This window comes from Streptomyces sp. 184 (genome assembly GCF_045781775.1).
GTDB lineage: Bacteria > Actinomycetota > Actinomycetes > Streptomycetales > Streptomycetaceae > Streptomyces.
In genome coordinates this window covers 5505897-5518310 of record NZ_CP123230.1, presented here as the reverse complement: position 1 = coordinate 5518310, position 12414 = coordinate 5505897, and the positions used below count along the sequence as shown (strand labels likewise).

9 protein-coding genes are annotated in these 12414 nt (G+C 75.1%); 7 read left to right on the top strand and 2 right to left on the bottom strand.

The features are described 5' to 3' along the window. The first annotated feature begins 91 nt into the window (after positions 1–91). The 3 genes from QBL21_RS23375 (at position 92) to QBL21_RS23365 (ending at position 5656) form a co-directional block, all read left to right on the top strand. Positions 92–1588 carry a hypothetical protein gene (locus QBL21_RS23375; protein ID WP_407564175.1) on the top strand — a complete coding sequence of 499 codons (1497 nt, stop codon included), beginning with the start codon at positions 92–94 and terminating at the stop codon, positions 1586–1588. A gap of 379 nt (positions 1589–1967) precedes the next feature. Continuing rightward, positions 1968–4337, top strand: a complete 2370-nt coding sequence (locus tag QBL21_RS23370) for a PQQ-dependent sugar dehydrogenase (protein WP_407566528.1) — start codon at positions 1968–1970, stop codon at positions 4335–4337. Between the two features lie 275 nt (positions 4338–4612). Beyond that, positions 4613–5656 (top strand): DUF1080 domain-containing protein, encoded by a 1044-nt coding sequence (locus tag QBL21_RS23365; RefSeq protein ID WP_407564174.1) that lies wholly within the window; start codon positions 4613–4615, stop codon positions 5654–5656. A gap of 68 nt (positions 5657–5724) precedes the next feature. On the opposite strand, the gene QBL21_RS23360 is transcribed toward QBL21_RS23365, so the two are convergent. After that, positions 5725–7125, bottom strand: a complete 1401-nt coding sequence (locus QBL21_RS23360; RefSeq protein ID WP_407564173.1) for a TerD family protein — start codon at positions 7123–7125, stop codon at positions 5725–5727. A gap of 16 nt (positions 7126–7141) precedes the next feature. Further along, a complete protein-coding gene (locus QBL21_RS23355; protein ID WP_407564172.1) occupies positions 7142–8098 on the bottom strand; it encodes a DMT family transporter in 957 nt (318 codons plus the stop codon). An 88-nt stretch (positions 8099–8186) separates the two neighbouring features. Here QBL21_RS23355 and QBL21_RS23350 point away from each other — a divergent pair, with 88 nt between their 5' ends. From QBL21_RS23350 to araD, 4 genes are all read left to right on the top strand, one after another. Then, a complete protein-coding gene (locus tag QBL21_RS23350) occupies positions 8187–8789 on the top strand; it encodes a TetR/AcrR family transcriptional regulator (protein ID WP_407564171.1) in 603 nt (200 codons plus the stop codon). A 185-nt stretch (positions 8790–8974) separates the two neighbouring features. Next, positions 8975–9607 carry a GntR family transcriptional regulator gene (locus QBL21_RS23345; RefSeq protein ID WP_407564170.1) on the top strand — a complete coding sequence of 211 codons (633 nt, stop codon included), beginning with the start codon at positions 8975–8977 and terminating at the stop codon, positions 9605–9607. 131 nt (positions 9608–9738) lie between these two features. After that, positions 9739–10635, top strand: coding sequence for a dihydrodipicolinate synthase family protein (locus QBL21_RS23340; protein ID WP_407566527.1), 897 nt, complete (start codon positions 9739–9741; stop codon positions 10633–10635). After that, positions 10632–12383 (top strand): L-arabinonate dehydratase, encoded by a 1752-nt coding sequence (araD, locus tag QBL21_RS23335; protein WP_407564169.1) that lies wholly within the window; start codon positions 10632–10634, stop codon positions 12381–12383. Before QBL21_RS23340 ends, araD begins: the two co-directional genes overlap by 4 nt. Positions 12384–12414: the final 31 nt, after the last annotated feature.

Below are 12414 nucleotides of genomic sequence, written 5' to 3'. Positions count from 1 at the left end.
CGGCCCGCCGGAACGGCGTCTTCAGTTCCGCGGCCCCGCGGGGGCTACCCTTGGGCAGCGTCCGATTGATCCCCAGTCTTCGGAGTTGTCGATGACCGCAGACCGCACCGTCCTGCCGCCCGTCCGGCTGCCCGCCGAGGCGGAGCTGGCCCGGGACGCACTGGCCGCGCCGCTCTTCGCGCGGGCCGTCCGGCTGGCCCGCTGGGCCCGGCCGGGGCTGCGGGTGGGCGCCGGCGGCGAGCTGCCCGACGCCGAGGTGCGCGAGGCCGCTGCGGAGCTGGGCCTGGAGGAGAGCGCCGACGAGGAGGGCGAGGCGCGGGCGGTCGCCGGCGAGGCGTGGCGGATCGCCGTGGACGTCGGCCTGGTCGACGTCACCGCGCCGGAGGAGGGCGACGAGGCGCTGGGCACCGCCGAACCCAGCGCCGACCTGCGGCTGGTCACCGCCGGCGCGCCCGCCGACGTGCTGGAGCTGTGGGCCGCCGCCTGCGAGTGCGTGCTGTCGGACGCCGCGCTGCCGGACATGAGCGCGCTGGTGGAGCAGATCACCGCGGGCGAGGAGCTGGACCTCGACCGGCTGGACTGGGACCCCGAGGCCGACGCGGACTTCCTCGACGGCGCGCTCGGCAACCTCTACCTGCTCACCGCCATGGAGGGCCCCGGCGCCGACGGCGCCGTCCCGCTGCCCGCGCTGGCGGCCTCCCTGGTCGTACCGGACGACATGGACGAGCCGACCGAGGAGGTGCTCGCGGAGGTCTCCGAGGCGGTGCTGCGGCTCGACGAGCAGTTCCGGATGCTGGAGCCGGTCGGCGTCGTGGCGTACCACCCGGTGGCCGAGGAGATCCTGCTCGAAGCCGCCGGCACGGCCCCGGCGGCGGACGAGCACGACGGCGCCGATGCCGCCGACGGCGCCGACGACGCGGACGTCTCCCGCTACGGCGTCGTCCGCCTCACCCCCCTCGGCCTGTACGCGCTGCGCCGGCGGATGCTCGCCGAGGGCCTGGTGGCCCCGCTCGTCGGCGAGCTGGCGGGCGAGGACGCCTTCGTCCTGCTCGACGCCCTGCCCCGGCTGCCCGACCCGGTCGCCCAGACGGAGGCGGAAGCGTGGCTGGAGGACCGCAAGCCCGCCGAGGCCGCCACCGCCCTGCTCGACGCCGCCCGCGGCACCGACGACCGCGCCCCGGCCCGCCGGCTGGCCTGCCAGCAGGCCCTGGCCGTCACGGGCGCCGAGGCGGAGCCGGCGGTACGGGACGTCCTGCACGACCGTGAACTGGGCGGTCTGGCGCGCGTCTGGCTCACCGAGCGCGGCGTTCCCGGCGTGCCGCAGCCGACCGAGGACATGGTCTTCTGGCTGGCGGTCGACACCGTCGCCGCCCAGTTGGGCGGGCTGCGGGACGACACCCCGGAGCTGCGCGAGCTGGTGGAGCACCTGGTGGGCATGCACCGCGGCTTCTTCGCCGCCGCCTGGCGCGTGGACCACCCGGCGACCCCGGAGGTGCTGGAGGCGATGGGCCGCCTCCACCCGGACCGCCAGGTCGCCAAGGACGCCCGCAAGGCGGCCTTCAAGGCCCGCTCCCGGATCGCCGGGTAGCACCGCCTCACACCCGCGGCGCGCCCCCAAGCAGTCCGGACGGCGAGCGCCCGGCCCGTACGGTACGAGGCCGGGCGCTCGCCGCGTGCGCTCCCAACTGGGCTTTGTCCCCGACCGGGCGGAAGTTGACTCCGCCTGCTGCCAAAGCCCTTTTCGGCAGGGACGAAAGCGGTTACGGTCCTGACGGCGGCGCGCGCCCGCCTGCACACCCGTCACACGTCCGCACACCAGCCACACATGTCAGGTACGTCGCGAAACGATGCCCCGCACCCGTCACCCCACGGGAGGACGCAACGTGAACAGGACACGACCGAGACTCCGTACCGCGCTGGCGGCTTTCGCGGGAGCCCTGCTCCTCGGCAGCGGCCTCGCCCCCGGCATGGCCGCCACCGGCGCCGCGCACGAGCCGCCGCCGGCGGCCCAGGACGGCCCCGTCGCCCCCGACCTCCAGCAGGTCGCCCTCGCCAAGGGCGTCGACCAGGTCGGTGAGCCGATGGCGCTCGCCGTACTGCCCGACGGCGCCGTGCTGCACACCTCGCGCGACGGCACCCTCTGGCACACCGGCGCCGCGGGCGGCACCCGCGTCGCGGCCCAACTGCCCGTCTACCCGCACGACGAGGACGGCCTCCAGGGCGTCGGCGTGGACCCGGACTTCGAGACCAACCGCGCCGTCTACCTCTACTACGCACCCGTCACGGACACCCCCCACGGCATCGCACCCAGCGACGGCGAGCCCGCCGACTTCGAGGCGTACGAGGGCGTCAACCGCCTCTCGCGCTTCACCCTGAACGAGGACGGCACCCTCGACACCGGCAGCGAGCAGACCGTGCTCGAAGTCGGCACCGACCGCGGCCGGTGCTGCCACAACGGCGGCGACATCGCCTTCGACAGCGAGGGCAACCTGCTGCTGTCCACCGGCGACGACACCGACCCCTTCTCCTCCGACGGCTACACGCCCATCGACGAGCGCGAGACCCGCAACCCGTCCTTCGACGGGCAGCGCTCCGCGGGCAACACCGACGACCTGCGCGGCAAGATCCTGCGTATCAAGGTCGACCCCGCCGACGGCTCGTACACCGTCCCCGACGGCAACCTCTTCGCGCCCGGCACCGAGAAGACCAGGCCCGAGATCTACGCCATGGGCTTCCGCAACCCGTTCCGGATGAGCGTCGACAAAGCGACCGACACCGTCTACGTCGGCGACTACGGCCCCGACTCCGGCGCGGCCGACCCGGCGCGCGGGCCCGGCGGCCAGGTCGAGTTCAACCGGATCACCGAGGCCGGCAACTTCGGCTGGCCCTACTGCCACGGCGCCAACGACGCCTACATCGACTACGACTTCGCCACCGGCGCCTCCGGCGAGGCGTTCGACTGCGCCGCGCCCCGCAACGAGTCGCCCCGCAACACGGGCCTGACGGAACTGCCCCCGGCCCAGTCCGCCTGGATCGCCTACGACGGCGACTCCCTGCCCGAGTTCGGCAGCGGCTCGGAGTCCCCGATGGCCGGCCCGGTCTTCCGCCACGACCCCGGCCTCGACTCCCGGCTCCAGCTCCCCGAGCGCTACGACGGACTGTTCTTCGCCGGCGAGCACGGCCGCGAGTGGATCAAGACCATCGCCGTGGGCGAGGACGGCGGCGTCGCGGGCATCGAGGACTTCTCGTCCGGCAGCAAGATCATGGACATGGAGTTCGGGCCCGACGGGGCGCTGTACTTCCTCGACTACGGCACCGGCTTCTTCAACGGCGACCAGAACTCCGCCCTGTACCGCATCCAGAACGCCGGACAGGGCTTCGCGCCCGAGCCCGTCGCGTCCTCCGACGCGACCACCGGGCACGCCCCGCTGAAGGTCGCGTTCTCCTCCGGGGGCACCGCCGACCAGGACAGCGAACGGCTGAGGTACCGCTGGGACTTCGGCGACGGCAAGACCTCCAAGAAGCCGAACCCGAAGCACAGGTACCCCGAGGACGGCCAGTACTCCGCCGTGCTCACCGTCACCGACCCGGACGGCAACACCGGCACCTCCGCCGTCCGCGTCGTCGTCGGCAACACCCCGCCGGAGGTGGAGCTGAAGCTGCCGGCGGACGGCACGGTCTTCGAGTACGGCGACGCCATCCCCTTCGAGGTGGCGGTCACCGACGCCGAGGACGGCGAGATCGACTGCTCCCGGGTGCGCGTCGACTACGCGCTCGGCCACGACACCCACGGCCACCCGATGACCTTCGAGGAGGGCTGCACCGGCACCATCGAGACCTTCGAGGAGGACCGGCACGACGACCACGCCAACCTCTTCGGCCTCATCCGCGCCCGGTACACCGACGGCGGCGGCGCCACGGCCGGCGTGCCCGCGCTGAACGGCAGCGCCGAGCACAAGCTCCAGCCCGCGCACCGCCAGGCCGAGCACTTCGACACCGCCGAGGGCGCCACGGCCGGCGCCGCCGACGGAGCCGAGGGCGGCCGGGCCGTCACCGGCGGAGGCGGCGACTGGATCGCCTTCGAGCCGTACGCGCTGGGCGACCGCACGCACCTGTCCGCCCGGGTCGACGCCGCCGGCAGCGCCGACGGCGCCCTGGAACTGCGCGCGGGCGCGCCCGACGGCCCGCTGCTCGCCACCGCCCCCGTGACGGGCGCGGCCGGCTGGACCGAGGTGAGCGCCCACGTCACGGACGCGCCCGCCGGGACGACGTCGCTGTATCTCGTCCTCACCGGAGGGGAGTTCACGCTGGACAGCTTCCACCTCGGCGGCGGCTGACCCCGCCCCGCGACACCGCACCGCCGCCGGCGCCCCGAGGGGAGCGCCGGCGGGACGCGGCGCAGAAGGCCGCACGCACGCGCCCGGCGGCGCGCGGGTCACCCCGCGCGCCGGCAGGCGGCGACCGGCGGTCCCGCGCGGGCGCAGACAGCGCGCGGGGCGCCCGGAGCCGGGTCCGCACCGGTCGGCTCCGGGCACCTTCCGTGCCGTAGCACCGCATCCCCCCACGGCCCCTTGACCCGCATGCCCGACGACACCACCCGAGGAGCCACACCATGCGTCGTACGAGCCTTCCGCTCGCCGGCACCGCCCTGGCCGCCGCCACCCTCGCCGGCGGACTGCTCGCCCCGACCGCGACCGCGGCCGGGCAGCCCGTGACCGGCGCGGCCGGCGACACCACCTGCGCGGCCCCCGACGCCCGCCCGACGGTCCGCTTCCTGGACGACGACAGCCGCGTGCCCAACCGCGCCGCCCCGGGCGGCTGTACCGTCAACGACCTCATCGACGACGAGCGCGCCTGGAAGAGCCGGGGCGCGTTCGTGGCGCACACCGAGAAGGTGTCGCGCTCCCTGCTGCGCGCCGACGTGATCGGCCCCGTGGAGTACGCGCGGCTGATCGTGACCGCGGCGAAGTCCGGCATCGGCGGGAAGCACGGGCCCGCGCCGTACGACGTGATCTTCGACGGCAGCCGGGGGTCGTTCGACGACTGGGGCTACGTCGGCGGGCGCGGCTTCGAGCTGAACGACGACGGCTCGATGGCCACCGGCCCCGAGCCGGCCACCGGCGGGCTCGGCATGCTCTGGTACGAGAAGGAGCAGTTCGCCGACTTCTCGCTGCGGCTCCAGTTCCGCGACGAGCGGGCGGACACCGGCCGCTCCAACAGCGGCGTCCTGGTCCGGTTCCCGGGCGTGGACCCGGCGGCCAACCCCGAGTGCCGGACCGACGATCCGTCGTGGGTGGCGGTCAACTGCGGGCACGAGATCCAGATCAACGACTCGCCGGAGACCTCCGGCAACGACCCGCGCAAGACCGGCTCGGTCTACGGCTTCGCCGACCTCGACCTGGCCGCGGCGCAGCCGGCCGACAAGGGTGTCTGGAACGACCTGGAGATCCGGGTGGTCGGGCAGCAGTACACGGTGATCCGCAACGGCGAGGTCATCAACGAGTTCGAGAACAAGCCGGGCCTGCCCTTCCCGGGCCGCCCGGACGACCCGGGCACCAGCGGCCGGCAGTTCGCCGAGGGCTACGTCGGCCTCCAGAACCACGACGCGCAGTCGATCGTGGAGTTCCGCAACATCCGGGTACGCGACCTGTCGTAGCCGGGGCCGCACACGAAACGGCGGGGCCCGGTCACCTACCGGGCCCCGCCGCCTGCGTGCCGTACGGGCTAGAGGGCCGCCGCGGCGGGCTTGACCATGCCCTTCACGGTGCGCGAGTCGACGTACTCGCCGAGGGCGGTCATCTCCCACTCGCCGCTGAACTGCTTGACGAACTTCGCCATCAGCACGCCCGTGCGGGGCTCGGAGCCGGTGAGGTCGAAGCGGACCATCTCCTCGCCGGTCTGGCCGTCGAGGAGGCGGCAGTACGCCTTGGCGACGTCGGTGAACTTCTGGCCGGAGAAGGAGTTGACCGTGAAGACCAGGCCGGTGACCTCCGGCGGCAGGCCGCCGAGGTGGACGGTGATGACCTCGTCGTCGCCTGCGCCCTCGCCGGTCAGGTTGTCGCCGGAGTGCTGGATGGCGCCGTTGAGGATCTGAAGCTTGCCGAAGAAGCAGTTGTCGATCTTGTTGCGCTGGGGGCCGTACGCGATGACGGAGGCGTCCAGGTCGATGGACTTGGCGCGGCGGCGGCCACCGCCGAAGGCGGGCTCCCAGCCCAGGCCCATCCGCACCGTGGTGAGCAGCGGCTGACCGCCCTTGACCAGGGAGACCGTCTGGTTCTTCTGGAGGCTGACGCGGCCCTTGTCGAGGTTGATCTTCCCGGGCTGCGCGGCGGCGGCCGGCGGCTGTCCCGGCTGCTGCGGGGCGGCGGGCGGCGGCGGGCCGAAGCCGCCGGGCGCGGGCGCGGCGGGCGCCGGGGGAGCGGGGGGCGGGGTGCCGGGGGCGCCCCCCCACTGGCCCGGGGGCGGCGGGGGCATGGAGCCCGGCACCGGCGCGGCCGGCGGCATCGGCGCGGCGGGCGGCACGGGCGCGGCGGGCGCCTGCGGTGCCTGGGGCGCGGCCGGGGCCTGCGGGGCCGCCGGTGCCTGCGGCGGGGCCGGGGCGGCCGGCGGCGGCGCCGCGGCGGCGGGCGCGGCCTGGGCCGGCGCCGGCTCGTCGACGCTGACGCCGAAGTCGGTGGCGATGCCGGCGAGCCCGTTCGCGTACCCCTGGCCCACGGCGCGCACCTTCCACGCGCCGCCGCGGCGGTAGACCTCCACGACGACCAGCGCCGTCTCGCTCGACAACTGCGGCGGCGTGAACGTGGCGATGACCGCGCCGCTGGCCGCGTCCCGTACCGTCGCGGTCGGCTCGGTGCCCGAGAACGTCCCGCTGTCCAGGCTGGCCGTGACGACGACCTTGTCGATGTCCGCGGGCACGCCCGCGGTGTCCACGGTGATGGAGTCGGCGGCACCGGACTGGTGCGTCACCCCGGGGCCCGCGGGCTGGTTGTAGAAGACGAAGTCGTCGTCGGAGCGCACCTTGCCGGCGGCGGTGAGCAGGAGGCCCGAGACGTCGAGCCGCACCGGCGCGGTGACGTCCACGGCCACCCGGGCGGCGCTGAGCGGTAGGTTCGAGCCAGGGGTCATCGCAGTCATGCACCGGCTAACGAACGGCCCCGGTCCGCGGTTCCTCCCGTGTCCGCCGGAAGAGGATTGTCCGTGAGCTGGTACGGCCCCGGTCCCCGGCCGGCCGCGCCGCGGCCCCCGTGCCCAGGGTCGCCGCCGCCACCCCGGCCGCCGCGACGGCCATTCCGGCCACCGCCACCGGGCCGGGCGCCTCGCCGAACATCGCGTACGCCCACAGTGCCGTGACCGGCGGCGTCAGGTACATCAGCGCGCTGGTCACCGTGACCCCGCTGCGGCGCAGGCTCAGCCAGTAGAACCCGTACCCGCCGGCCGTGGACAGCACCACCACCCACGCCACCGCCAGCCAGAACCCGGCGCCCGCGGGCGGCGTGCCCCGGCCGCCGGCCAGCGCGACGGCGCCGAAGAGCACGGCGCTCACCAGCACGTGCACCGGCACCGCGTCGGCCGGCGGCAGCGGCGAGCGGGCCCGGCGCTCCAGGAAGCTGGCGCCGAGCAGGGCGGCCATGCCGGCGAAGGGCAGCGCGTACGCCCACGGCGGGGCCGCGCCGGCGCCGCCGAGGTCGTCCCGTACGACGAGGGCCACCCCCGCGAGCCCGACGCCCAGCCCCGCCCACTGCCGCCGGGTCACCGTCTCGCCGAGCAGCGGCCCGGCGAGGGCCCCGGCGGCGAGCGGCTGGAGCGCGGCGATCAGCGCCGCGCTGCCGGCGGGGACGCCGAGGCCAACGGCCCAGACGACGGCGCCCAGATAGCCGCCCTGCGACAGGGCGCCGATCGCGGCCTGCTCGCCCAGCGCCCGGCGCGGGATCCGGCGGCGGCGCAGCAGCAGCCAGCCGCCGCCGAAGAGCGCCGCCGCGGCGAGGAAGCGCCACATCAGCAGGGTGTCGGCGGCGGCCTCGCGGGTGCCCAGCTCGGCGCCGATGAAGCCGGAGCTCCAGAACGCGACGAGCCCGGCTGAGACGGCCGTGGCACCCATCCTGACCTCCTTGGTTAAACCGATCGGTCTACTCGATCTGGCCAGTGTACTAAACAGGTCGGTATACTCGCGGTGGAGGTGGTCGCAGATGGCGACGCAGACGCCGGTGCAGCCGCGGCTCACGCCCGCGGCGCGGAAGGTCCTGGACGCCGCGGAGGCGCTGTTCTACAGCCGCGGCATCACCGCCGTGGGCGTGGACCTGATCGCCCGCCGGGCGGGCGTGACGAAGAAGACGATCTACGACCGCTACGGCTCCAAGGAGGCGCTCGTCGCCGCCTACCTGCGCCGGCGCGACGAGCGCTGGCGCACCTGGCTGCCCGCCGAGGTCGAGCGCACCGCCGCAGGCGGCACCGCCTGCGACCGGATCCTGGCCACCTTCGACGCGCTCGGCACCTGGATGGACGGGCAGTCCCCGCGCGGGTGCAGCTTCGTCAACGCCGCCGCCGAGCTGCCCGACCCGGGGCACGCCGGGCGCCGGGTCATCGCCGACCAGAAGCACTGGCTGCGCGGCTACCTGCGCGAGCTGTGCGAGCGCGCCGGGGCCGGGGACCCCGGGCTGCTCGCCGACGAGCTGCTGCTGATCCACGAGGGCGCGACCGTGCTCTACGGGCTGTCCGCCGTGCCCGAACCCGTCACCGTCTCCCGGCGGCTCGCCGAGGCCGCGCTGCTGCGCGCCGGCTGCGCCGCCTGAGTCCTCCGAGGTCAACACCCCTACGGAGCAAGCGCTTTCCCGTGCGCGCCGCCCAACGCCCCGCGGCGGCACGGAAGTCGTGCTGCCGCACCCATTGACGAACCCTCAGCGCCGCCCTACTTTCAGCGCGTCGTACTTCGTACGTCATATATGAGACGCGATACCTGAGATATCTAAGGGCGGCCATGACCTTCGCTCCCGGCCCGATCCCCTCCCGCACGCAGTACGTGCAGGAAGCGATCAAACACGCCATCCTCACCGGCAAGCTCACCCCAGGGCAGCCGCTCGTCGAGGCCGACCTCGCCGCGCAGTTCGGGGTCTCCAAGACGCCGGTGCGCGAGGCGCTCAAGACGCTGGCCGGCTCCGGACTGGTGGTGATGAGCCAGTACAAGGGCGTCACCGTGCGCACCGTGGACGCCACCATGGCCCGCGAGGTCTACGACGTACGGCTGCTGCTCGAACCCGAGGCGCTGCGCCGCACCGTCGCGCTCGACGCGTCACTCCAGCGGGCGGAGGAGGCCCTGGAACGCGCCGAGTCCGCGCCCGACGCCGCCGACCGCAGCCTCGCCAACCGCGACTTCCACCGCGCCCTGTACCTGCCCTGCGGCAACCCGCTGCTCAGCCGCATGCTCGACGACCTGCGCGACCAGGCCGCGCTGGTCTCCACCGTCGCCTGGTCCGCCAACCCCTCCTGGGAGCGCGAGGCCGGCGAGCACCGGGAGATCCTCCGGCTCGCCGCCGCCGGCGACGCGGAGGCGGCGGGCGCCGCGTTGCACGACCACATCGCCTCGTTCCTCGCCCGGGCGTTCCCCGCATGACCGCCGCCGCCGGCCGCGCCGACGGCCGCTCTGCCGCCGACCACCGTGCCGCCGACCACCGTGCCGCCGACCACCGTGCCGTCGGCCCCCGCGGCGGCACCCCCGCCGCCCCCGACAGGAAGGCCGGCCCCATGGACCACCTCAGGCCCGCACTCGCCGAGGCCGTCGCCATCCCCGTCACGCCCTTCGACGCGGCCGGCGGCATCGACGAGGACACGTACCGCGCGCTGCTGCGCCGCCTCCTCGACGGCGGCGTACGGACCGTCACCCCCAACGGCAACACCGGCGAGTTCTACTCCCTCGGCCCCGCCGAGCGCCGCCGCGTGACCGAGCTGACCGTCGCCGAGGTCCGCGGCGAGGCCACCGTCGTCGTCGGCGTCGGCCACGACCTGCCCACCGCCGTCGACGCCGCCCGGCACGCCGGGGAGGCGGGCGCCGAGATGGTGATGGTGCACCAGCCCGTGCACCCGTACGTCTCGCAGAGCGGCTGGGTCGACTACCACCGCGCCATCGCCGAGGCCGTGCCCGCGCTCGGCGTCGTGCCGTACATCCGCAGCGACCGGCTCGACGGCGCCCGGCTGGCCCGGCTCGGCGAGCTGTGCCCCAACGTCGTCGGCGTCAAGTACTCCGTCCCCGACGCCGCCCGCTTCGCCGCGTTCGCGCGCGACGCGGGCCGGGAGCGGTTCTGCTGGGTCGCCGGGCTCGCCGAGCTGTACGCGCCCGCCTACTGGGCCTGCGGCGCCACCGGCTTCACCTCGGGCCTGGTCAACGTCGCGCCCAAGGTCTCGCTCGCGATGCTGGAGGCGCTGCGCGCCGCCGACTACCCCGCGGCGATGCGGGTCTGGGAGCAGATCCGCCCCTTCGAGGAGCTGCGCGCCGCCGACGCCTCCGCCGACAACGTCTCCGTCGTCAAGGAGGCCCTGGCCGCCCTCGGCCTGGCCCGCCGCGACGTGCGCCCGCCGGGCCGGCTGCTGCCCGGGCCGGTGCGGGAGCGGGTCGCGGCGCTCGTCCGGGGGTGGGGGATATGAGCGGCGCCGCCGGCCGTGAACCGCGCAAGGAGGCGCGAGAGTTGCGCAGCCACCGCTGGTACGGGGACGGGGTCGCCGCCGGACTGCGCTCCTTCAGCCACCGCGCCCGCACCCGGCAGCTCGGCTACCTGCCCGAGGAGCACCTCGGCAAGCCCGTCGTCGCCGTCCTGAACACCTGGTCCGACATCAACCCCTGCCACTCCCACCTGCGCGAGCGCGCCCAGGCCGTCAAGCGCGGCGTGTGGCAGGCCGGCGGCTTCCCGCTGGAGTTCCCCGTCGCCACGCTGTCGGAGACCTTCCAGAAGCCGACGCCCATGCTCTACCGCAACCTCCTGGCCATGGAGACCGAGGAGCTGCTGCGCTCGTACCCCGTCGACGGGGCGGTGCTCATGGGCGGCTGCGACAAGACCACCCCCGCGCTGCTCATGGGCGCCGCCAGCGCCGGCCTGCCCGCCCTCTTCGTCCCCTCCGGGCCGATGCTGCCCGGCCGCTGGCGCCGCGAGGTCCTCGGTTCCGGCACGGACATGTGGAAGTACTGGGACGAGCACCGGGCCGGGCTCATCGGCGACTGCGAGCTGGCCGAGCTGGAGTGCGGGCTCGCCCGCTCGCCCGGCCACTGCATGACCATGGGCACCGCCTCCACCATGACCGCCGCCGCCGAAGCGCTCGGCATGACCCTGCCCGGCGCCTCCTCGATCCCCGCCGTCGACTCCGGGCACGAGCGGATGGCCGCGGCGGCGGGCGCGCGGATCGTCGACATGGTCCGGGAGGACCTGACCCCCGCGCGGATCCTCACGCGCGAGGCGTACGAGGACGCCGCCGCCACCGTCCTCGCCCTCGGCGGCTCCACCAACGCCGTCATCCACCTCATCGCCATGGCCGGCCGCTCCCGCGTCGCCCTGACCCCAGCCGACTTCGACCGGATCGCGCGCACCGTGCCGGTGCTCGCCGACGTGCGCCCCGGCGGCCGGTTCCTGATGGAGGACTTCCACTTCGCCGGCGGGCTGCCCGCGCTGCTCTCCCGCCTCACCGACGTGCTGCACCTGGACCGCCCCACCGCCACCGGCACGCTGCGCGACCGGCTCGCCGGCGCCCGGGTGCACGACTCGGAGGTGATCCGCCCCCGCGACAACCCCGTCGCCGCCGAGGGCGGCGTGGCCGTCCTGCGCGGCAACCTCTGCCCGGACGGCGCCGTCATCAAGCACCTCACCGCCGAGCCCCGGCTGCTCGCGCACACCGGCCCCGCCGCCGTCTTCGACGACTACCGCGAACTCCAGCGCACCATCGACGACCCCGCGCTCGCGCTGACCGCCGACCACGTGCTGGTGCTGCGCAACGCGGGCCCGCTGGGCGGCCCCGGCATGCCGGAGTACGGGATGCTGCCCATCCCCGAGTACCTCCTCAAGCAGGGCGTACGCGACATGGTGCGGATCTCCGACGCCCGGATGAGCGGCACGAGTTACGGCGCCTGCGTGCTGCACGTCGCCCCCGAGTCGTACGTCGGCGGGCCGCTGGCGCTGGTCGAGAACGGCGACCTCGTCACCCTCGACGTCGCCGCGCGCACCCTGCGGCTGGAGGTCGGCGACGCCGAGCTGGCCCGCCGCCGCGCCGCCTGGACGCCGCCGCCCCCGCGCTACGAGCGCGGCTACGGCGCCCTGTACGCCGACCAGATCACGCAGGCCGACACCGGCTGCGACTTCGCCTTCCTGGCCCGTACGGGCCGGGTGCCCGAGCCCTACGCGGGCTGACCGCCCGGGCCCGCACCCCCGCCCCACTCCC